Origin of the sequence: Streptomyces sp. MS191 (assembly GCF_008042125.1) — a bacterium.
In the GTDB taxonomy this organism is placed as follows: Bacteria; Actinomycetota; Actinomycetes; order Streptomycetales; family Streptomycetaceae; genus Streptomyces.
Genome location: NZ_RDBI01000040.1, coordinates 1274051 through 1295851, shown reverse-complemented (window position 1 = coordinate 1295851; position 21801 = coordinate 1274051). Strand labels below are relative to the sequence as shown.

Annotated in this window: 17 protein-coding genes and 2 pseudogenes; 6 read left to right on the top strand and 13 right to left on the bottom strand. The window is 73.2% G+C overall.

Annotated elements, in window-relative coordinates; all coding sequences use genetic code 11:
- Positions 1 to 37 precede the first annotated feature (37 nt).
- Positions 38 to 1036 carry a LysR family transcriptional regulator gene (locus tag EAO71_RS12950; RefSeq protein WP_147977862.1) on the bottom strand — a complete coding sequence of 333 codons (999 nt, stop codon included), beginning with the start codon at positions 1034 to 1036 and terminating at the stop codon, positions 38 to 40.
- A 136-nt stretch (positions 1037 to 1172) separates the two neighbouring features.
- On the opposite strand from EAO71_RS12950, the gene EAO71_RS12945 reads away from it, so the two are divergent.
- On the top strand, positions 1173 to 3359 hold the full coding sequence (locus EAO71_RS12945; protein ID WP_261992117.1) for a M4 family metallopeptidase: 2187 nt from the start codon (positions 1173 to 1175) through the stop codon (positions 3357 to 3359).
- A 122-nt stretch (positions 3360 to 3481) separates the two neighbouring features.
- Here the strand turns inward: EAO71_RS12945 and EAO71_RS12940 are convergent, their stop codons facing one another.
- The 3 genes from EAO71_RS12940 to EAO71_RS12930 form a co-directional block, all read right to left on the bottom strand.
- Positions 3482 to 4198: a carbon-nitrogen hydrolase family protein gene (locus EAO71_RS12940; protein WP_147977861.1), complete on the bottom strand. Its 717-nt coding sequence runs from the start codon at positions 4196 to 4198 to the stop codon at positions 3482 to 3484.
- 107 nt (positions 4199 to 4305) lie between these two features.
- Complete coding sequence (locus tag EAO71_RS12935; protein WP_147977860.1) at positions 4306 to 5571, bottom strand: pyroglutamyl-peptidase I; 1266 nt, start codon at positions 5569 to 5571, stop codon at positions 4306 to 4308.
- A gap of 72 nt (positions 5572 to 5643) precedes the next feature.
- Positions 5644 to 6288 carry a TetR/AcrR family transcriptional regulator gene (locus EAO71_RS12930; RefSeq protein ID WP_261992116.1) on the bottom strand — a complete coding sequence of 215 codons (645 nt, stop codon included), beginning with the start codon at positions 6286 to 6288 and terminating at the stop codon, positions 5644 to 5646.
- Between the two features lie 116 nt (positions 6289 to 6404).
- Here EAO71_RS12930 and EAO71_RS12925 point away from each other — a divergent pair, with 116 nt between their 5' ends.
- The gene (locus tag EAO71_RS12925) at positions 6405 to 8879 is read left to right on the top strand and encodes a beta-glucosidase family protein (protein ID WP_147977859.1); all 2475 of its coding nucleotides are present in this window, start codon (positions 6405 to 6407) and stop codon (positions 8877 to 8879) included.
- A 46-nt stretch (positions 8880 to 8925) separates the two neighbouring features.
- Here the strand turns inward: EAO71_RS12925 and EAO71_RS12920 are convergent, their stop codons facing one another.
- Both EAO71_RS12920 and EAO71_RS12915 read right to left on the bottom strand, forming a co-directional pair.
- Positions 8926 to 9861, bottom strand: coding sequence for an aldose epimerase family protein (locus EAO71_RS12920; RefSeq protein ID WP_147977858.1), 936 nt, complete (start codon positions 9859 to 9861; stop codon positions 8926 to 8928).
- 11 nt (positions 9862 to 9872) lie between these two features.
- Positions 9873 to 10772 (bottom strand): SGNH/GDSL hydrolase family protein, encoded by a 900-nt coding sequence (locus EAO71_RS12915; RefSeq protein ID WP_147977857.1) that lies wholly within the window; start codon positions 10770 to 10772, stop codon positions 9873 to 9875.
- 270 nt (positions 10773 to 11042) lie between these two features.
- Here EAO71_RS12915 and EAO71_RS12910 point away from each other — a divergent pair, with 270 nt between their 5' ends.
- A complete protein-coding gene (locus tag EAO71_RS12910) occupies positions 11043 to 11537 on the top strand; it encodes a DUF3145 domain-containing protein (protein WP_147977856.1) in 495 nt (164 codons plus the stop codon).
- Positions 11538 to 11767: 230 nt separating this feature from the next.
- Here the strand turns inward: EAO71_RS12910 and fabF are convergent, their stop codons facing one another.
- The 5 genes from fabF to fasR all read right to left on the bottom strand — a co-directional run bounded on the left by fabF (position 11768) and on the right by fasR (position 16653).
- Positions 11768 to 13030 (bottom strand): beta-ketoacyl-ACP synthase II, encoded by a 1263-nt coding sequence (gene fabF, locus EAO71_RS12905; RefSeq protein ID WP_147977855.1) that lies wholly within the window; start codon positions 13028 to 13030, stop codon positions 11768 to 11770.
- Positions 13031 to 13109: 79 nt separating this feature from the next.
- Complete coding sequence (locus tag EAO71_RS12900) at positions 13110 to 13358, bottom strand: acyl carrier protein (RefSeq protein WP_147977854.1); 249 nt, start codon at positions 13356 to 13358, stop codon at positions 13110 to 13112.
- A gap of 56 nt (positions 13359 to 13414) precedes the next feature.
- Entirely contained in the window at positions 13415 to 14446 is a 1032-nt protein-coding gene (locus tag EAO71_RS12895; RefSeq protein WP_147977853.1) for a ketoacyl-ACP synthase III, read from the bottom strand.
- An 18-nt stretch (positions 14447 to 14464) separates the two neighbouring features.
- Entirely contained in the window at positions 14465 to 15382 is a 918-nt protein-coding gene (locus tag EAO71_RS12890) for an ACP S-malonyltransferase (RefSeq protein ID WP_147977852.1), read from the bottom strand.
- 89 nt (positions 15383 to 15471) lie between these two features.
- Complete coding sequence (gene fasR, locus EAO71_RS12885; RefSeq protein WP_147977851.1) at positions 15472 to 16653, bottom strand: fatty acid biosynthesis transcriptional regulator FasR; 1182 nt, start codon at positions 16651 to 16653, stop codon at positions 15472 to 15474.
- 144 nt (positions 16654 to 16797) lie between these two features.
- Between fasR and EAO71_RS12880 the strand changes: the two genes are divergently transcribed.
- The gene (locus EAO71_RS12880; protein ID WP_147979272.1) at positions 16798 to 17454 is read left to right on the top strand and encodes a pirin family protein; all 657 of its coding nucleotides are present in this window, start codon (positions 16798 to 16800) and stop codon (positions 17452 to 17454) included.
- A gap of 33 nt (positions 17455 to 17487) precedes the next feature.
- Here the strand turns inward: EAO71_RS12880 and EAO71_RS12875 are convergent, their stop codons facing one another.
- The gene (locus EAO71_RS12875) at positions 17488 to 18672 is read right to left on the bottom strand and encodes a L,D-transpeptidase (protein WP_261992231.1); all 1185 of its coding nucleotides are present in this window, start codon (positions 18670 to 18672) and stop codon (positions 17488 to 17490) included.
- A 206-nt stretch (positions 18673 to 18878) separates the two neighbouring features.
- On the opposite strand from EAO71_RS12875, the gene EAO71_RS12870 reads away from it, so the two are divergent.
- Positions 18879 to 20054: a lipid II:glycine glycyltransferase FemX gene (locus EAO71_RS12870; RefSeq protein ID WP_147977849.1), complete on the top strand. Its 1176-nt coding sequence runs from the start codon at positions 18879 to 18881 to the stop codon at positions 20052 to 20054.
- Positions 20051 to 21682 (top strand): annotated as a pseudogene (gene murJ, locus EAO71_RS12865) (murein biosynthesis integral membrane protein MurJ); the annotation flags it as partial. The gene EAO71_RS12870 and the pseudogene murJ, both read left to right, overlap by 4 nt.
- A 5-nt stretch (positions 21683 to 21687) precedes the next feature.
- Here murJ and EAO71_RS39635 read toward each other — a convergent pair.
- Positions 21688 to 21759: pseudogene (locus EAO71_RS39635) on the bottom strand (DNA-binding response regulator); the annotation flags it as partial.
- Positions 21760 to 21801: the final 42 nt, after the last annotated feature.

Below are 21801 nucleotides of genomic sequence, written 5' to 3'. Positions count from 1 at the left end.
CCGCGCCCCGCCGGAGTCGCCGGGCGGACCCGCGCGGCTACCGATCGCCGTCCGGGTGCGGGTGCGGGTGCGGCACCGGGTCCAGGACCGGGTGCAGTTCCGTGCGGGCCTCCCACCAGGTGCGGTGGAAGGCGTTGTGGCCGACGTTCGCGAGGTAGGCGAGGGCCGCCGCGCGGTAGAGCAGGTCCGCGTCACGGGCCGGGACCGCCGCGCGGTTCCAGGCCAGCCGGATCCGTCCGTTGATCGGCTCGCCGTCCAGCGGCCGCAGCACGGTGCCCTCCGCCGGTGGCGCCGTGGGCTGGCTCAGTGAGATCGCGCGACCCGAGGCGATCAGGTCGTAGTGCATCTTGCGGTCCGCGATCCGGTACCGCAGCGCGGGGGTGAACCCGGCCTTCGCGCAGGCGTCGACGAGCGCCTCCGGTCCGCCGTCGTCGTCCTCCACCAGCGTCATCCACGTCTCGCCCGCCAGGTCCGCCAGCGAGATCAGCGGCCGGTCCGCCAGCCGGTGCGTGGCCGACATCCGCACGCAGAACGGCTCCTTCGGGATCAGCGTGCGGGCCAGCGTGCCCTCCGGCAGCGGCACCTCGTGGTCGTTGACCTCGCCGTAGACGATCGCGTCGTAGCGCCCCGCGCCGAGCATCCGCGTCAGCGTGGTCACCGAGTGCTCCAGGCTGACGGCGATCTCCCGGCCGGCCATCACCGGCTCCAGCTGCTCGATGAGCCCGTCGACGAGCACGAGGAGGATGCAGCCGAGCCGCAGCGAGGGGTGCGGGGCGGCGGCCCGCGCCCCTGCGGCCAGCGCGTCCATCTCGCCCAGCACCCGGCGCGCCCGGGACAGCACGAACTCGCCCAGCGGCGTGGGCCGTACGCCCTCCCTGCCGCGGAAGAACAGCTCGCCGCCCGCCGCCCGTTCGATCCGGCGCAGCTGCGCCGACAGCCCTGGCTGGGAGACCCCGAGCCGTACCGCCGCACGCCCCAGACTTCCCGCGTCGGCTATCCGGCAGACAGCCTCAAGATGCCTCAACTCCAGCTGCATCCGGGCAGCGTACGCACGGTGCGGCGGCGGCACCATAACGCGGGTCTTATGACCGGTGGGATGTCCCGAACTGGCCATGTCCACGCCCATACTCGGCGCGACGATCCGTCTCCCCCACCCTGAAACGGAGCAGACGTTGCACTCCATCAGACTCACGGCGGCCGTGGCAGCCCTCGCGCTGTCGGCGAGCCTCGCGACCGCCCTCGCCGGCCCCGCCGCCGCGGCCTCGCCGGGCGCGCCCGTGCCGCCCGGCCAGGGCAGGTCCCTCGCTCTCGCCGCCGCCGACAAGGCCGCGGACAGCGGGCTCGACGAGCTGCGCCACGGTGCCGACGAAGACCTCGTCCGCACCGCGGTCACCCCCTGGGCGAACGGGCTCTACTACGCCGCCTACCAGCGCACCTACCGCGGTCTCCCCGTCGTCGGCGGGGACGCCGTGGTCCTCTCGGACAGCGCGGGCAAGGTCCGCGACATCGCCGCCGCCCCGGCACCCGCCATCCGGATCCCCACGAAGGCGAAGGTGACGGCCGCCGCGGCCCTCGCCACCGCCCGCGCCCAGCTGGCCACCGTCGAGAGCGCGAGCACGCCCGAACTCACCGTGCTGCTCAAGGGCGACAAGCCCGTCCTGAGCTGGCACACCCGGGTCGTCGGCCGGACCGCGGCGGACGCCCCGAGCGCGCTCGACACCTACGTCGACGCACGGACCGGCGGCATCGCCCGGTCCACCGACAAGATCCTGCACGCCGACGGGCGCGGCTACCACGACGGCAACGTCACCATCGACACCGCCGCCTCCTCGATGACCGACCCGAACCGCTCGGGCTTCAAGTGCGGCGGGCAGAACGGCAGCGCCTACACCGGCTCCTCGCCGTGGGGCAACGGCGGCGCCAACGACCTGGTGACCGCCTGCGTCGACATCATGTACGCGGCGCAGAAGGAACACTCCATGCTCAAGGAGTGGTTCGGCTACAACGGCCAGAACGGGCAGGGCGGCATGGTCCCGGCGCGGGCCGGCCTGAGCGAGGTGAACGCGTACTACGACGGTACGAAGACCACCTACGGGCGCAACCAGAACGGCACCAACCAGCTCACCGGCATCGACGTCGTGGCGCACGAGTACGGCCACGAGATATTCGACCGGACGCCGGGCAGCTCCGGTTCCAGCAACGAGAACGGCGGGCTCAACGAGTCCACCGGCGACATCTTCGGCGCGCTCACCGAGCACTACGCCAACAACCCCAACGACACCCCGGACTACACGGTCGGCGAGAAGCTGAACTTCCTCGGCGACAACAAGCCGATCCGCTACATGTACAACCCCTCGCTGCACAGCAACGACCCCAACTGCTACAGCCAGTTGACCTCCGGCACCGAGGTGCACGCGGCGGCCGGCCCGCAGAACCACTGGTTCTACCTGCTCGCCGAGGGCTCCAACCCGGGCGGCGGCAAGCCCGGCAGCCCCATATGTTCCGGCGGACCGTCCTCCGTGACCGGCATCGGCATCCAGAAGGCCGGCAAGATCTTCATGGGCGCGCTGCTGAGCAAGACCTCCTCCTGGAACCACCTGGCGGCCCGCAAGGCGACCCTGGCCAGCGCCAAGAACACCTACGGCAGCGCCGAGTGCAACGCGGTGAAGGCCGCCTGGAACGCGGTCGCCGTACCGGCCCAGTCCGGAGAGACCGACTGCGGCGGCACCACCACGCCGGACTTCTCGCTCGCCCTGAACCCGTCCTCCGGGTCGGTCCAGCCCGGTGCCTCGGCGACCTCCACGGTCAACACCTCGACGACCGGCGGCAGCGCGCAGACCGTCCAGCTCTCCGCGAGCGGAGCGCCGAGCGGGGTCACGGTCTCCTTCAGTCCCACCTCGGTGACCTCGGGCGGCTCCTCCACGATGACGATCCAGGTGGCGGCCGGCACGGCCGACGGCACCTACCCGATCACCGTGACCGGAACGGGCTCCGCCACCCACACGGTGACGTACCAGCTGAGCGTCGGCACCACCACGCCGCCCACCGGCTGCGACGGCACCGAGTACACCTACCGGGGCACGCTGAGCTCCGGCCAGGCCCAGGCGCAGCCGGACGGCTCGTACTACTACTCCGCCACCTCCGGCACCCACGTGGGCTGCCTCCGCGGCCCGGCGGGCACCGACTTCGACCTGTACCTGCAGAAGTGGAACGGCGCCAACTGGGCCGACGTGGCCGTCGGCGGCACCGAGGGCGCCGACGAGGACGTCCGCTACAACGGGACCGCCGGCTACTACCGCTACGTGGTCCACGCCTACAGCGGCTCCGGTGCCTACACGCTGGGCCTCAGCGCCCCGTGACGGAGCCGGGTGCACCCGTGGACGGGCGGGGGGTCCGTGACGGGTGACGCAGAGACCGCCTCCCCGCGGTCGACGCCCCTTGCCGGGCGGCCGGTTCTCCGGCCGCCCGGCCTCGGCGCGCGTCAGACGGGGATCCTCGCCAGGACGTGTCCGGCGGCCTCACCGCCCGCGTCGGCGATCCGCTCCCCGTCCGGGCCCCAGGCTCCGGCGGCGCCGCACCCCACGCCGTCCTCGTTGCGGCCGAGGACGTTGCCCAGGACGACGTACAGGCCGAAGTCCCGGGCACGCGCGGGATAGACCTTCTCGAACGAGTCGTTGTCGGCGGAGAGCACCGAACTGGCGAGATAGACCCGGCAGCCGTCGCCCGCCGCCCGCTCGGCCAGTTCCGGGAACCGGTTGTCGTAGCAGGTGGCCAGCGCGAACCCCACGCCGTCCAGGGCGAACCGGCCGTCCCGCGTGCCCGCCGTGAACACCTCCCGCTCGACGCCGTACAGGTGCTGCTTGTCGTAGCGCGCGAGCAGCGCGCCGTCGGGCCCGATCACCAGCGACGTGACGGCCGGCCGGCCGTCGGCGGCGCGCACCGGACCGTTCACCACGGCCGCGGCCCCGGCCGCGCGGCACGCCTCGCGGACGGGTTCGAGCCGGGGATCGTCCTCGGTGAGCACGAGCGCGGGGGTGTCCCGGATCAGGCTCGGCTCGTAGCCGGACAGGGCGAGCTCGGCGAGGACGACGACGCGGGCGCCGTCCGCCCCGGCGGCCCGGATCAGCTCGGCGGCGGTGCGCACGTTGGCGTCGATGTCCCCGGCGACCGGGGCGAACTGGGTGGCTGCGACGATCATGACCCCCATCATCACCGCCGCCCGGCCCGCGGGAAACCCCGGGACCCGCTCAGGGCGCCGGCCGTCTCGCGGAGCGGCCCGAGGCAGGCCGGCGCCCCAGCACGCCGCTACCGCGGTGCCGGCCCCGGCTGCCGGGTCCCGGCGGGGACGGCGACGGCGACGATGGCGCGGACCTGGGCGATGATGTCGAGCCGGTTCCGCACGAACGCGGGGTCGGTGACCGTCCCCGTCGCCGGATCCGTGTTGCCCGCGCCGAACTGGAGCACCGGGGTGTGGACGTGGCCCCCGGGCAGGTCCTTCAGTCCGAGCCGGTCGCGCAGCAGGGTGGCCCGGTAGGCGATCTCGTTGGAGAGGTAGTTCCCGCCGCCGCCCGAGCGGGCCAGCGAGCCGGGCGTGGGCCCGTCGGCCCTGACCACCGGCTCGCTCGCGCCGGCCGGTATCTCCGTCACCGACGTGTTGTCGTACACCGGGAAGCGCCCGGTGTCCGCCGCCGTGACGTCGCGGTACGGGAGGGTCGTCGCCGTCCACTGGGGCTGCGTCGCGGGGTCGGACACGGGGACCGTCTCCGTCCGCGACACGTCGTCGTTGTCCGGGAAGCCGCCCCGCCAGGCCCCGTTGTGGCGTTCGAGGTCGAAGCGGCCGACCCGTCCCTGGCTGACCGTGGTGAACAGGTCCGCCTCCGGCAGCCGGTGGCGCAGTGTCCGCTCCACGGTCCCGTCGGCGAAGTCCTGCCAGCGGACCGGGAAGACGGCGGTCTCGATCCGTGCGAGGCCGCCGTCCGCCGTCCGGATCCAGGTCCCGTCGAGGGCCAGGGCGGTGGCGCCGGACGGGTTGCCGATCCGGATGTCCCGGTCCAGGGTGAACGGGTCGAAGCCGGTCAGCAGCACCCGCCTGACGCCCGGGCCCGCCGTGAAGCGGATCGAGTCCTGGCCCCGGGAGGACCTTTCGAGCCGGTCGAGGAGCCGGGCCCGCGCGGCGTCGTCCAGCGCGAAGGCGGGCTGCCAGGAGCGCAGGGCGCGGGTCAGTCCGAGCCGCGCCCAGTACAGCGGACGGTCGTCGTCCCGGCTCAGGTCGCCGGTGGCCGGGCCGCGCCCCTGGGCCCGGTCGACGGCCCGCCGCCACAGTCGCGCGCCCTGGCGGTCGACCGTGCGCTCGGCCTCCCGGTAGGAGTCCGTGTCCGCGAGCGCCGCGGCGAACTCCGTTGCCGCGGAGTCGAATCCGCTGCGGCGCAGGATCTCCTGCGGCACGGCCCGGTCGAGCCGGGCCTCCTCCACGGTGACGGGGGCGACGGCGGTGTCCGCCGCGGTCGCCGGCGGGCCTCCGAGGCCGAGGGCGGTGGCGGCGAGGGCGAGACAGAGCGAGACAGGGCGCATCCGTGACACGGGAGTCCTTCCGTCGGGTCCGGGCAGTATCCCGGCCCCACCGCAACTCCCGCTACGGCGCCCTCAGTTGTCTCTGAGGTCCCCGGGGTCACGGCTGTCCGTGCCGTGCGTGCCCCCGGCGTCCGCGCGATCCCCGGCGTCCGCGGTGCCCTGGCCGAGCAGCCGCAGGAAGTCCCGGAACGCCGCCGGCATGTCCACCGCCGCCGGATCCAGGAGCCACTGGTACTGGAGCCCGTCCATCACCGCGGTGAGCAGCGGCGCGGCCCGCTCCGGGGTCAGCCCGCCGGGCAGCCGTTCGCCGAACTCCAGCCGCAGGACCTTCGCCATCTCCTCGCGGACCTGGGTGTAGCGCTCGGTGAAGAACCCCCGGGCCGGGTGCCCGTCCGTCACGCTCTCGCCGAGCAGCGCGGAGAAGGTCTGCACGATCCCCGGCCGCATGGCGTTGTACTCGACGAGGGAGTCGACGAGGTCGAGCCGCCACCCCTCCCGTCCGCGGCCGCCGCTGGTGTCCCAGGTGTCGCGCTCCTGGAGGACCGCGACGAGCAGCGCCTCCTTCGTCGGGAAGTAGTGCAGCAGTCCCTGCTGGGTGAGGCCGACCCGCTCGGCGACCGCGCCCAGCGAGGCGCCCCGGTAGCCGCGCTCCGCGATCACCTCGAGGGCCGCGCGCACGATGTCCGCCCGCCGTTCCTCGCTTCTGGCCCGCACCATCGCCGTGGCCCCCTTCCCGGGTCCCTGGGTGGAAGTCCTGTCGCACAGGACCGTACGGCATCCCAAGATAACGAAGAAGTAACGTAACCTACCGATCTACAGGGAGTCGGGTCACCATGGCCCCCTCAGCACTTCGACGAGGAGGTACGGCCGTGGCAGAGACCCCTGCGGACACCGTTCGCGAACAGGCCGTCGACGCGGCACTCGCCCAGCTCGACCTGGACACCAAGACCCGGCTGCTGGCCGGCCGGGACATGTGGTCGCTCCCCGCCCTGCCGGAGATCGGACTGGCGTCCCTGGTCATGTCCGACGGCCCGATCGGCGTCCGCGGCGTGCGCTGGACCGCCGACGACCCCTCCATCGCCCTGCCGTCGCCGACCGCGCTCGCCGCGTCCTGGGACCCGGCGCTGGCCCGCCGGGCCGGCCGCCTGCTCGCCCAGGAGGCCCGCCGCAAGGGCGTCCACGTCCTGCTCGCCCCCACGGTGAACCTGCACCGCTCACCGCTCGGCGGCCGCCACTTCGAGGCCTACAGCGAGGACCCCCACCTCACCGGCGCGATCGGCACCGGCTACGTCCTGGGCGTCCAGGACGGCGGCGTCGGCACCACGGTGAAGCACTTCGTCGCCAACGACGCCGAGACCGACCGCTTCACCGTGGACAACAGGGTCGCCCCGCGCCCGCTGCGCGAGCTCTACCTCGCCCCCTTCGAGGCCATCGTCGAGAACGCCCACCCCTGGGGCATCATGACCGCCTACAACGAGGTCAACGGCGTGACGATGACCGAGCACCACCACCTGGTGAACGAGATCCTGCGCGGCGAGTGGGGCTTCGACGGCCTCAACGTCTCCGACTGGATGGCGGCCCGGTCCACCGTCGGCGGCATCGAGGGCGGCCTCGACCTCGCCATGCCCGGCCCGCACACCGTCTACGGCGAGGCGCTCGCCGCCGCCGTCCGCGCCGGCGAGGTGGCCGAGTCGGCCGTCGACCGCGCGGCCCGCAACGTCCTGCGCCTGGCCGCCCGGGTCGGCGCCCTCGACGGCGCGCCGCCGGTCGTCACCGAGCCGCCCGCCTCCCTCGACGGCGTGGATGTCGCCCGCGAGGTCGCCCGCCGGGGTCTCGTCCTCGTCCGCAACGAGCGCGACGCGCTGCCGCTCGCCGCGTCCGGCACCGTCGCCCTGAGCGGCGCCGCCGCCCGCGACGCCCGCGTCCTCGGCGGCGGTTCGGCGCAGGTCTTCCCCGACCACGTCGTCTCCCCCCTCGACGGCCTCGCCGACGCCCTCCCGCCGGGCGCCCTGACGTACACCGTGGGCGCCGACCCCAGCGACGAACTCGTCCCCGCCGAGCAGGGGTTCACCCTCCGCGCGATCTGCCGCGACGCCACGGGAGACGTCCTCGGCGAGGGCACCCTGCCCAACGGCCAGGTCCAGTGGATCGGCGACGACCTCCCGGCCGGGGTCACCCACGAGACGCTCGCCTCCGTCGAGGTCGTCGGCAGCTTCACCCCGCGCGAGAGCGGCGAGCACTCCTTCGGCACCCGGGGCCTGGGCGCCTTCACCCTCGGCATCGCGGGCGAGACCCTCTTCGAGGGGGTCCAGACGATGGGCCCGGAGACCGACCCCTTCGAGGCGTTCTTCGGCGCCCCCGTCGAGCGCGCCAAGGTGACGCTCACCGCCGGCGAGACGGTCGAGGTGTCCCTGCTGCACCCGCTCGACAAGGAGTTCGCGGCCCCGCTGGCGGCCGTGATGTTCTCCTTCGTCCACCTCGGTCCGCGCCGTGACCCCGACGAACTGATCGCCGAAGCCGTCGAGGCGGCACGCGCCGCCGACACCGCCGTCGTGGTCGTCGCGACGACGGAGCGCGTCGAGTCCGAGGGCTTCGACCGCACGGACCTGGCCCTGCCGGGCCGCCAGGACGAACTCGTACGGGCCGTGGCCGCCGCCAACCCGAACACCGTCGTCGTCGTCAACGCCGGCTCCCCGGTCGAGATGCCCTGGCGCGACGAGGTCGCGGCGATCCTCCTCAGCTGGTTCCCCGGACAGGAGGGCGGGGCGGCGCTCGCCGACGTGCTGACCGGCGCCGCCGAACCGGGCGGTCGCCTGCCCACCACCTGGCCGGTCGCCCTCGCCGACGCACCCGTCACCGAGGTCACCCCCACCGACGGCGTCCTCGACTACGCGGAGGGCCTCTTCGTCGGCTACCGCGCCTGGGACCGCGCCGGCGCCGTGCCCGCCTACCCCTTCGGCCACGGGCTCGGCTACACCACCTGGTCGTACGACGCCCTGGAGGTCACCGGGGACACCGCCCGGGTCCGGATCACCAACACCGGCGCCCGGCCCGGCCGCGAGGTCGTGCAGATCTACCTCGCGCCGCAGGACGACCCGGTCGAGCGCCCGGCCCGCTGGCTGGCCGGCTTCGCGTCCGTCGAGGCGGGCCCCGGCGCGTCCGTCGAGGCCGAGATCCCGCTGGCCCGGCGCGCCTTCGAGATCTGGGACGACGAGAAGTCCGCCTGGACCTTCGTGGCCGGAACGTACGAGGTCAGGGCCGCGCACTCGCTCGGCGACACGCGGCTCGCGGCCACGCTGGAGGTCTGACCCCCGGAGCGGTCCCGGGGCGGAACCTGACATCCGCCCCGGGGCTTCAGCGCGTCCCGAAGCGGAAGCGGGTGGCCGAGACGAGGACCTCGCCCGGCCGCAGGACCGTGGACGGGAAATCCGGACGGTTCGGCGAGTCCGGGAAGTGCTGGGTCTCCAGCGCGACGCCGCCCAGCCTCGGATCCGCGTAGACCTGGAGCCCAGGCTCGGTGGTCTCCACCGTGACCGTCCGCCCGGTGTCCGGCGCGTACAGCTCCGCGACGGCCTCCGGACCGCCCTCGTCCAGCACGAAGTTGTGGTCCAGCGGGATCGACAGCGGGCGGCCCGCCCGGAAGTCCAGCTCCGTGCCCGCCACCTCGGCGAACGCGCCGGTCGGCACGCCCGACGCGTCGGTCGGTGTCCAGCGCGAGGCCGCCACCCGCAGCTCGTGCGGGCCGCTGCCCAGCTCCCAGTACGAGTGGTTCGTCAGCGCCACCACCGTCGGCGCGTCGGTCCGCGCCCGGTACGCGATCCGCAACGCCCCGTCCGGGTCCAGGGTGTACGCCGCGGAGACCTCCAGACGCCCGGGGAAGCCCTCCTCGCCGTCCGGGCTGACCCGGGACAGCAGGACGCCGTCCGCGATCTCCCGCGCGTCCCAGACCCGCTTGTCGAAGCCGCGCTCGCCGCCGTGCAGGCAGTTCGGCCCGCCGCTCAGCGGCAGCCGGTGGGTCCGGCCGTCGAGTGTGAAGGACCCGCCCGCGATCCGGTTGGCGTAACGCCCCACCAGAGCGCCGAAGAAGGGCTCCGGACGCTTCAGATACCCCGTCAGGTCGGGGAAGCCCAGGACCACGTCACCGGGCACGCCGTCCCGGTCCGGGACCTGCACCGACTGCACGATCCCGCCGTACGTCAGCACCCGCACGCGGACCCCGCCGCGCTCCAGGGTCCAGCGCCGCACGTCCGTCCCGTCGGCCGAACCGAAGGGCTCCCGCGTGATCCTCATGATCCAGAACCCTACGCGGGCGGCGCCTCAGCCGTCACCCGGCGGTGGGCGATCTCGGCGAGCCGCGCCTGCCCGTCCCGGCTCGGATGGAACCAGTCCCAGGGGCTGAGCTGGGCCCCGTCGAACCGGAAGGCGAACACCGCCCCGCCGTCGTACCGGCAGCGCGGATCCTTGGCGCAGACCTGCTCCAGGACCGCGTTGTACGCCACCACCCGGTCCCGCACCGTGGCGCGCCGCCGCTCGGCGGCCGCGCTCAGGTCCTCCGCGTCGGCCAGCATCGACGCGCAGATCCCCAGCTTCCAGACCTGCCGCCCCACCGGGTTCGTCCGGCCCGTCGACCACAGCCGCTCGAGGTCCGGCACGCTCGACACGTACACCTGGGCCTTGGGCGCGGTCTTCCGCAGGCGGGCCAGCGCCGCCTCGAACGAGGAGCGGAACTCCCCGACCGGCGTCATCCGTTCGGGACTCTCCCGGCAGGCGTCGTTCGCGCCCATCATGACCGCCACCAGCTCCGGCGCGCGGGCGCCGGCCCGGGCCATCTGCTCCGGCAGCTCCTCCATCCGGGCCCCGGACCGGGCGAGGTTCCAGCTGTGTCCCGCCATCCGCTCCGGGCCGAGCAGCCGCAGGGCGAGACTGTCGACCGCCGTGTCCGTCCCGGTCGCCCAGGACGCCTCCGGACAGTCCGTCAGGATGCCGCAGGCGTCGAAGGCCCGCGTGATGGAGTCGCCGACGGCGGCCACCGAGGCCGGGGAACGGTCCCAGACGGGAGTCGGCCTCGGCTTCGGGCTCGCCGACCGGGACGGCGCGGAGGCCCCCGGCGAGTCCGCGTCGCAACCGGACAGGGCGCCCGCGCACAGCAGCACCGCCACCGCGGAGGCGACGACGGTGCGAAAACGTTGTCGGGCGTGCATGCCTCGGCTTCTCCTCCGGCGTCCGTTCGGCGTCCTGGCGAGTGAAAGCTTGGTGTCCACCGGCCCCCGGACCGACCGTACGTCACCCCAAGGGCGGTGCGGCACGGTAGCTTTTCCCCCGTCGAACCAGAGGCATCTTTGCCAACCGGCTCCGGTAAATTACATCACGTCACATGCTGTCCCTTTTTCGGGGGTTTGTGGAGTTTTGCTCCCGATGCTGTTTACTGAGGCCGCTGGGAAGGCGAACCTCGTCCCACACTGGAGGTCCCGGTGACGACACGTGGAGTCCTGTACGTTCACTCCGCACCGCGCGCGCTCTGCCCGCACGTCGAATGGGCGGTCGCGGGTGTCCTCGGTGCGAGGGTCCAGCTCGACTGGATCCGTCAGCCGGCGTCGCCCGGCACCTGGAGAGCGGAGTTCTCCTGGCGGGGCGAGACCGGCACCGCCTCCAGACTCGCCTCCGCGCTGCGCGGCTGGCAGATGCTCCGCTTCGAGGTCACCGCGGAACCCTGCCCGACCGCCGAGGGCGAGCGCTACAGCGCCACCCCCGAACTCGGCATCTTCCACGCCGTGACCGGCATGCACGGCGACATCCTGATCCCCGAGGACCGGCTGCGCGCCGCACTCGCCCGCTCGGTGCGCGGCGAGACGGACCTGGAGGCCGAGGTCGCCAAGCTGCTCGGCAAGCCCTGGGACGACGAACTCGAACCCTTCCGCTACGCGGGCGAGGGCGCGCCGGTCCGCTGGCTGCACCAGGTCGTCTGAGGACCGTCCCGCTACCCCCGGTGGATCGGCGCGCCGGGACGCACCCGGTGCCTCGCGAGGCCCCTGGACGCGCGACACGCGGACGTCCCGGCGGCCTCGACGGCCGCTGCCGCGCTGTCCGGGACCGCGCGCGGTCGCGCCGGTGTCCCGCCCGGCCCGCGGACGGCGCGAGGCCCCTGCCGGCGGGTGCCGGCAGGGGCCTCGTGTCAGCGTCGGGGGCCGTCCGCGGATCAGACCGTGCGGAACGCCAGGACCACGTTGTGGCCACCGAAGCCGAAGGAGTTGTTGATCGCCGCGATCGTGCCCTGCGGCAGGGGGCGCGGCTCGCCGAGGACGATGTCCGCCTCGATGGCCGGGTCCAGCTCGTCGACGTTGATCGTCGGCGGGGCCGTGCGGTGGTGCAGCGCCAGGACCGTCGCGACGGTCTCGATGCCGCCCGCGCCGCCCAGGAGGTGACCGGTCATCGACTTCGTCGCGGAGATCGCGACGTGGTCGAGGTCGTCGCCCAGGATCTGGCGCAGCGCCTTGATCTCGGCGACGTCACCCTGCGGCGTCGAGGTGGCGTGCGCGTTCAGGTGCACGACCTCGGACGGCTTCAGGTCCGTGGAGTCCAGCAGGTTCTGCATCGCGGCGGCGATGCCCCGGCCGGTCGGCTCGGGCTGCGCGATGTGGTGGCTGTCGGCCGACAGGCCCTGGCCCAGCACCTCGCAGTAGATCTTCGCGCCGCGCGCCTTCGCGTGCTCCTCGGACTCCAGGACGACGACACCGGCGCCCTCGCCGAGCACGAAGCCGTCACGGGCGGTGTCGTACGGACGCGAGGCCTTGGTGGGCGCGTCGTTGTTCTTGGACATCGCCATCATGTTGGCGAAGGCCGCGATGGGCAGCGGGTGGATGGCCGCCTCGGTGCCGCCGGCCACGACCACGTCGGCCCGGCCGGTACGGATCATCTCGACGGCGTAGCCGATCGCCTCGGCGCCCGACGCGCAGGCCGAGACCGGGGTGTGCACGCCCGCCCGGGCGTTCACCTCCAGGCCGACGTTGGCGGAGGGGCCGTTCGGCATCAGCATGGGGACGGTGTGCGGGGAGACGCGGCGTACGCCCTTCTCCTTCAGCACGTCGTACTGGTCCAGCAGCGTGGTCACACCACCGATGCCGGAGGCGATGACGGTGCCGAGCCGCTCGGGCACGATCGTTTCGTCTTCGCCGGCGGGCGCGGTGTACCCCGCGTCGGCCCACGCCTCGCGGGCCGCGATCAGCGCGAACTGCGCCGAGCGGTCCAGCTTGCGGGCCAGGGGGCGGGGCAGAACGTCGCCCGGGTCGACCGCGGCGGGCGCGGCGATCTGCACGGGCAGTTCGGCGAAGCGGTCGCCCTCGAGGGGCTTGACGCCGGAGCGTCCCGCCATCAGACCTTCCCAGGTCGATGCGGAATCGCCACCCAGCGGTGTGGTTGCGCCGAGACCGGTGACGACCACGGTGCGATTGGTCGAGCTCACAGGAATTCTTTCTCCACGTGTGTGATGGTCGAAATACGGCGCCACCGCCGGGTGGCGAACCGAATCAGCAAGGACCGAATCAGCCCTGGTGCTTCAGGATGTAGTCGGCGGCGTCGCCGACCGTCTTGAGGTTCTTGACGTCCTCGTCCGGGATCTTGACGTCGAAGCGCTCTTCGGCGGCGACAACGACCTCGACCATGGACAGGGAGTCGACGTCCAGGTCGTCGGTGAACGACTTGCCGAGCTCGACGTCCTCGGCCGGGATGCCGGCGATCTCGTTCACGATCTCGGCGAGACCTTCGACGATCTCTTCCTGGGTGAAGGCCATGTTGGCGCTCCTTCTGTGATTGCTTCGGTAAGGGGCTTCCGGGAGATCCGGTGTGCCTAGGGGAGGGTAACGACCGTCGCGGCGTAGACGAGACCCGCCCCGAAGCCGATGACGAGCGCGGTGTCGCCGCTCTTCGCCTTCCCGGTCGCCAGCATCCGCTCCATGGCGAGCGGAATGGAGGCGGCCGAGGTGTTGCCGGTGGTCTCGACGTCACGGGCGACCGTGACGTGCTCCGGCAGCTTCAGGGTCTTCACCATCGAGTCGATGATCCGCATGTTGGCCTGGTGCGGGATGAAGACGTCCAGGTCCTCCGGCGCGATGCCGGCGGCGTCCAGCGCCTGCTGGGCGACCTTGGCCATCTCGAAGACGGCCCAGCGGAAGACCGCCTGACCCTCCTGCGTGATGGCCGGGAACTTGATGTCGCCCTTCTCGTTGAGGGGCAGCTTCGACACGTCGCCGACGTGGAACTCGTTCCACGGCACGGTCTGCTTGATCGTCTCGGACTTGTCGCCCTCGGAGCCCCAGACGGTGGGGCCGATGTGCGGCTCGTCGGACGGACCGACGACCACGGCGCCCGCGCCGTCGCCGAACAGGAAGGCCGTCGCGCGGTCCTCCAGGTCGGTCAGGTCGCTCAGCCGCTCGACACCGATGACGAGGACGTACTCGGCCGAACCCTCGACGATCATGCCCTTGGCCAGCGTCAGGCCGTAGCCGAAGCCCGCGCAGCCGGCGGAGATGTCGAACGCGGCCGGCTTGCCGGCGCCGATCTTGTCGGCGATCTCGGTCGCGACGGCCGGGGTCTGCTTGAAGTGCGAGACCGTGGACACGACCACGGCGCCGATCTGCTCCGGGGCGATCCCGGCGTCCGCGATGGCCTTGCCGGCCGCCTCGACCGACATCGCGGTCACGGTCTCCTCGGGGGAGGCCCAGTGGCGGGTGGCGATGCCGGAGCGCGAGCGGATCCACTCGTCGGTCGAGTCGATCGTCTCGAGGATCACCTCGTTCGGCACGACCCGGACCGGGCGGTAGCCGCCCACACCCAGGATCCGCGCGTACGGGGCGCCCTTGCTGGGCCTGATCTTCGACATGCTTCTCGACACTCCTTGTCAGGCTGCGGTGTGCTCGGCGACAAGCGTGCGGGCCGCGTCGAGGTCGTCGGGGGTCTTGAGGGCGACCGTGGCCACGCCCGGCAGGGCGCGCTTGGCGAGCCCGGTCAGGGTGCCGCCGGGGCACACCTCGATCAGCGCGGTGGCGCCCAGTGCCTTGAAGGTCTCCATGCACAGGTCCCAGCGGACCGGGTTCGCGACCTGGCCGACGAGGCGCGAGACGACCTCGGAGCCGGTGGCGACGGTCCGGCCGTCCTTGTTGGAGACGTAGGTGACCGTCGGGTCGGCGACGGTCAGCTCGCCGGCCGCGGCCTCGAGCTTCGCGACCGCGGGGGCCATGTGGTGGGTGTGGAACGCGCCCGCCACCTTGAGGGGCACGACCCGGCGCACGCCCTCGGGCTTGTCGGCCTCCAGGGCGGCCAGCTGCTCCAGCGTGCCGGCGGCCACGATCTGGCCGGCGCCGTTCACGTTGGCCGGGGTCAGGCCGAGCTTCTCCAGATGCGGGACGGTGACCTCGGGGTCGCCGCCGAGCAGCGCCGACATGCCGGTCTCGGTGATCGCGGCGGCCTCGGCCATCGCCAGACCACGGGTCCGTACGAGGCGCAGCGCGGCGGTGTCGTCGAGGACGCCGGCGAAGGCGGCGGCGGTGATCTCGCCGACGCTGTGGCCCGCGACGGCGCCGGGGGCCAGGTCACCGAGGGCGGCGGCCGAGAGCAGGCCGGCGGCCACCAGCAGCGGCTGGGCCACGGAGGTGTCGCGGATCTCGTCCGCGTCGGCCTTCGTGCCGTAGTGGGCGAGGTCGAGCCCGATGGCGTCGGACCAGGCCGCGATGCGGTCGGCGGCGCCGGGCAGTTCGAGCCAGGGAGTCAGGAAGCCGGGCGTCTGAGCGCCTTGGCCGGGAGCGACGAGTACGAGCACCCTCACACTCTCTCTTGTGGACGGTCCGGTGCGCCCGTGGGGACAGGGACGAAGAACCGTCGGGGGAATTGTTGGTGTTCGACAAAAGTCTAGGACTGCGGATCACCGTCGGCCAAGCGCCCCAGGATGAGCGCGATTCGCAGCGTGAACGCGGATCGGACATCGGAGGGTGACCAGCCGGTGACATCTGTCACACGTCGGAGCCGGTAGCGCACGGTGTTGGGATGGACGAACAGCATCCGGGCGGCGCCTTCGAGGCTGCTCGCCTGCTCCAGATAGACACTCAGCGTTTCCAGGAGGGCCGAGCCCGCTTCCTCCAGCGGTCTGTAGATCTCCTCCACCAGCTGTTCGCGGGCCGAAGGGTCGGAGGCGATCGCGCGCTCCGGCAGCAGATCGTCCGCGAGAACCGGCCGCGGGGCGTCCTGCCAGGCCGAGCACGCCTTGAGTCCGGCGGCGGCGGCCTGTGCCGAGCGGGTCGCGGCGAGCAGGTCCGGGACGACGGGCCCGGCGACGACGGGCCCCGCCGCGTACGGCCCGATCAGGGCCTTCGCCACCTGGAGGGGGTTGTCGTTGCCGCCGGCGATCACCACGAGCCGGTTCCCGAGGACACCGGTGAGGACCTGCAGCTTGGCGTGCCGGGCGGCGCGCCGGATCGCCTCGACGGTCAGCTCGCTGTCGCCGTCGGGGGCCGTGCCGAGGACGACGCAGACGTGGTCGGGGGAGTTCCAGCCGAGGGCGGCGGCCCGTGAGACCGCGCCCTCGTCGGCCTCCCCGGACAGGACCGCGTTGACCACGAGCGACTCCAGCCGCGCGTCCCAGGCGCCGCGTGCCTCGGCGGCCTGGGCGTAGACCTGGGCGGTCGCGAACGCGATCTCGCGGGCGTAGACCAGGAGCGCCTCGCGCAGGATCGACTCGTCGCCGGGTGCGGCGACCTCGTCGATCGCCACCTCCATGACCTCGATGGTGGTGCGGACCATCTCGACGGTCTGCCGCAGCGTGATGGCCCGGGTCAGCTCCCGCGGCGCGGTCCCGAAGACGTCCGTGGAGATCGCCTGGGGGGTCTCCGGGTGCCGGAACCACTCGGTGAACGCGGCGATGCCGGCCTGGGCGACCAGGCCGATCCACGACCGGTTCTCGGGCGGCATCGCCCGGTACCACGGCAGCGTCTCGTCCATGCGGGCAATGGCGTCGGCGGCGAGCCGCCCGGAGGACTGTTCGAGGCGCTTCAGGGTGGCGGTGTGCGGGTGAGCGGCGTTCGCGGGTTCAGACACGGGGACAAGACTGCCTTATCGGGACGGCGCCGTGCGGGGTCGGGGCGGTTTCGCCGACCGGCAGGTCCCGGGGGGTGTCCCGCCCATCATGCCGGTCCCGCGATGGCCCCCGACCCGGCCGGACCCCGTACCGTGGCCCCCGTGATTCGCATCCAGCGCGCCGGCGACCGGTACCCCGGGGGCGATCCCGAGGCCGGGATCGAGACCCGGCACGCCTTCTCCTTCGGCGGCCACTACGACCCCGACAACCTCCGGTTCGGCGCGGTCCTCGCCTGCAACGAGGAGCGGCTCGCCCCCGGCGCCGGTTTCGCCGAGCACCCGCACAGCCACACCGAGATCGTCACCTGGGTCGTCGAGGGCGAGCTGACCCACCACGACTCGGCGGGTCACACCACCGTCGTCCGCCCCGGGGACGTGCAGCGCCTCAGCTCCGCCGGCGGCGTCCGGCACGAGGAGCGCAACGACGCGGACGTGCCGCTGGTCTTCGTCCAGATGTGGCTGGCGCCGCTGGAACCGGGCGGCGACCCCTCGTACGACATCGTCCGCGGCATCGCCGACTCCACGCCCTACGCGCTTCCGGAGGCGGCCTCGATGCTGCACGTCCGGCGCCTGACGACGGGCGAACGGACCGCGGTCCCGGACGCCGGCCTCGTGTACGCGCACGTCGTGCGCGGCACCGTCCGCCTCGAAGGCGAGGAGCTCGGCCCCGGCGACGCGGCCCGGGTGACGGGGTCCGCGGGCCTCGCCCTGCTGGCCACCGCCGACGCCGAGGTCCTGCTGTGGGAGATGCGGGAACGCTGACCCCCGGCCCGGTCGGGCGGGCTCACGCGGACGTCAGCCGGCCAGCGCGCTCTTCGAGCGCCACTTCTCCCAGCTCACGTTCCACGCGCCGTAGCCGTTCCCCTCGGCCACCGTTCCCTTGGTCTCCGCGCCCTTGATCTCGAAGGGGTCGCCCACCTTGACCATGGCGTAGAAGGAGGCGGCGTTCTCGGTGCTCATGCCGATACAGCCCGAACTGTGGTTCGCCCGGCCGAAGTAGGCCGCGTTCCACGGCGCCGCGTGCGCGTACATGCCCGACCAGGTCAGCCGCATCGAGTAGTCGACCATCTTGTCGTAGGCGTCGCCGAGCCCGACCGTCTCCGAGTTCATGTTGATCGTGCCCTCCTTCGCCATCAGCACCGCGGTGCCCCGCCAGGACCGCTTGTCCCCGCCGGGCGTGCCGCCCGAGACGGGGATCGTGCGCACCGCGCGCCCGTTCTTCTCCACGGTGAGCCGGTGGGCGTCCAGGTCGACCTTGACCACCTGCGCGTCGCCGACCGTGAAGCCGGTCCGGTAGTCGCGTACGAACCAACTCCCGCCCGAGTCGGTCCCGTTCAGCCGGGCGTCGAGCGTCACCTCGGTGCCCGGCTTCCAGTACACCTGGGGCCGCCAGTCCGCCCGGTCCCGGCCCGAGTAGTCCTTCACCCAGCCCCAGGAGCCGACCGTGCCGTTGGAGGTGGTGACCCTGAGCTCCTTCTCCACCTCGGCCTTGTTCGTCACCGGCCGGTCGAACACGATCGACAGGGGCTGCCCGATCCCGACCGTCGTGTTCTTCCCGGGCGCCAGCGTCAGCTTGTTGACCAGCGAGGCCTTCTTCGTCGTGAACGACGACCGGGTCGTCGTCTCCTTCCCGCCGGCGCCGCGCGTCGTCGCCTCGACCGTGTACGAGGCACCCGGCACAGCCTTGCGGTCCGAGACCCACGACGCCCCGCCGGCCGCGGTGCGCCCCGCGAGCACCGCGCCGTCCTCGTCGGCTACCTTCACGGACGTCAGCGTGCCGTCCTTCGCCGTCACGGTCACCGGCCGGCCCGCCGCCGGGGACACGACGCTCACCTTCACCGGACGGTCCGCCGCGCCACCGGGCTTCGCGTCCTCCCCGTCCCGGGGCGCGCCCACCGCACCCGCCGTGCAGGCGGTGAGGGAGACGCTGAGGGCGACGGCCGCGAGTACCGGGCGTATACGGGTGCGGACGGGATACACGGGAACCACGGAAGCCTCCGGAAAAGGGTGGGATGTCCCGGACTCTAGGTCGCCGCACCGCGCCGGACACCCGCCCCGGCCCATGTGACGGCGGCTATGGCGGAACGGTCATCGTCCGGTCACATTCGACGCGCGGACCGGTCAAAGTCGGCTGTGAGCATCCTGTGCGCCCCCCGAACGAGGGGCGGAACAAGGAGGCTCCCGTTGTGTCAGCGCTGCTCGTGACGGCCGCACCCACCGTGCGGGATACGCGACTTCGGCCCGTCACCCCCGAGGCTTACCGCACCTTCCTGACCTCCCGCTCCACCGGCGCCGACGGCCCCAGCTTCCTCCAACTCCCCTCCTGGGCGCAGGTGAAGGACGGCTGGCAGCACCAGCTCGTCGGCTGGGACGGGGAGTCGGGGGAGCCGGCCGGAGTCGCCCTCGTGCTGCTGCGGCCCTTCCCCGGCACCCGCAAGTTCTTCGCGTACCTCCCCGAGGGGCCCGTCGCCGACTGGTCCGCACCGGACCTCGACGGCTGGCTCACCCCGCTGCTGCGGCATCTGCGGAGCGCCGGCGCCTTCGCCGTGCGCATCGGCCCCACGCCCGCCTTCCGCCGCTGGAACGCCGCCACCCTCAAGGCGGGCACCGGGCCCGGCCGGAAGCTGGCCGACGTCCTCGCCAGCGAGGTCGACCCGCTCGGCACCGCCGTCGCCGAACGGCTGCGGGCCCGCGGCTGGCGCCGCTGCGGCGGCGACTCGGAGGACGGCGCCGACGCGCAGCCCCGCTTCGTCTACCAGGTCCCGCTCGCCGGCCGCACCACCGACGACCTCTGGAACGGCCTCAACCAGGAATGGCGGCGCAACGTCCGCAAGGCCCGCAGGTCCGGGGTCGAGACCGTCGTCGGCTCGGCCGCCGACCTGCCGGAGTTCTACCGGCTGCTGAGGATCACCGAGGAGCGCGACGGCTTCCGTCTCGGCCGCTCGCTGGCCTACTACCAGCGCCAGTACGAGGTCCTCAACGCCGAGCACCCGGGCCGCATGAAGCTCTACCTCGCCCGCCACGAGGGCGAGATCCTCGCCGCCCACACCATGATCACCGTCGGCGGCCGGGTCTGGTACCAGACCGGCGCCTCCGCCGACCACCGCCGCGAGGTCCGTCCCTCCAACGCCCTGCAGTGGCGGATGATGCTCGACGCCCACGCGCACGGCGCGGCCGTCTACGACATGCGCGGGATACCCTCCACTCTCGATCCGGGCGACCGCGCCCACGGCCTGCTGCGCTGGAAGCTCGGCACCGGCGGGCAGGCCGTCGAGACACTGGGGGAGTGGGAGACACCGTTGAACGGCACGACCAACCACGCGCTGTACCGGGCCTTCCAGGCCTACCTGGCCCGCCGATGACGGCGACCGCCCTCACGCCCGCCAGGACCGGCTCCTCCGTGCTGCGCAGCGGCGCGCTCATGGCCGCCGGCTCCCTCGTCTCGCGCGCCACCGGATTCGTACGCTCCGCCGTCGTCGCGGCGGCCCTCGGCGTCGGACTCGTCTCCGACGGGTACGCGGTCGGCAACTCCGTGCCCACGATCGTCTACATGCTGCTCCTGGGCGGCGCCCTCAACGCGGTCTTCGTCCCCGAACTGGTCAAGGCCGCCAAGGAACACGAGGACGGCGGCGCCGCCTACACCGACCGGCTGCTCACCGTGTGCGTGCTGGCCCTGCTGGCCCTCACGGCCGGCGCCGTCCTCGCGGCGCCCGCGATCGTCGACGCCTACACCGACTACAGCGGTGCGCAGGAGTCGACGACCGTGGCGTTCGCCCGGTACTGCCTGCCGCAGATCTTCTTCCTCGGACTCTTCACGCTGCTGGGGCAGGTCCTCAACGCGCGCGGCCGGTTCGGCGCGATGATGTGGACGCCCGTCCTCAACAACCTCGTCGTCATCGCGGTGTTCGCGCTCTACCTGGTGACCGCCACGACCGGCGGCGGCACGCTCACCGGGGGCGAGACCGCCCTGCTCGGCTGGGGCACCACGGCGGGTATCGCGCTCCAGGCCCTGGCCCTCGCACCGTCCCTGCGCTCGGCGGGCTTCCGCTGGCGCCCGCGCTTCGACTGGCGCGGCAGCGGGCTGACGGCGCCCCTGCGCTCGGCCGGCTGGCTGGTGCTGCTGGTCCTCACCAACCAGGCCGCCTACTGGGTGACCACCCGGCTCGCGACGGCGGCGGGACAGCGGGCGGGAGCCGGCGACGGCGCCGGAGGCTTCGGCTTCGCCGCGTACAACAACGCCTACCTGCTCTGGGCCGTGCCGCACGGCATCGTCACCGTGTCCCTGGTGACCGCGCTGCTGCCCCGGATGAGCGGATCCGCGGCCGACGGCGACCTGGCGGGCGTGCGCCGGGACGTGTCGTACGCGCTGCGGACGAGCGCGGCGGGCATCGTGCCGGCCGCCTGCGCCCTGTTCGCACTGGCCGCGCCGCTGATGGCGACGGTGTTCCAGTACGGCAGGACGGACGCCGACGACGTCCGGGCGATGTCCTGGATCCTGATGGCCTTCGCCCCCGGCCTGATCGCGCTGTCGGGCCAGTACGTCTGCACCCGCGCCTTCTACGCCCTGCGGGACACCCGCACGCCCTTCTTCCTGAACCTGGTGATCGCCGGACTCAACGCCGGCCTGTCGGTGACCGCGTACGCGCTGCTCCCGGCGCATTGGGCGGTGGCTGGTATGGCCGCCGGGTACTCGACCGCCCTGTGGGCGGGCTGGGCGCTGACGGCTGGGGCCCTCGCCCGGCGGCTGGGCAGCGGCACGGAGCGGACGCACCCCCGCGCCCTGCCCGCGCTGGCCCGCCTGCTGGCCGCGGCCGTCCCCGCGGCCGGCACCGGACTGCTCGTCGCCGACGCGGTCGGCCCGGCGGGAGCGGTCGCCGCGGACGCGGCCGGCGCCCTGGCCGTCCTCGGGGTCTTCGCCCTGCTGGCCCGCCCGTTGCGGCTCACCGAGCTCCAGGCCCTGCTGACGGGCGCGACCGGCCGGCTGCGCCGCCTCGCCCGCCGCCGCAGGCCGAGTTCGACCCCTTCGCGTACGGAGGGGTCGTCTTCTATGAGGAGCACGCGAGGCATCTGGCGAGTATCCCAAGAGGGTGCGACGCCCTCCCCGTGGGG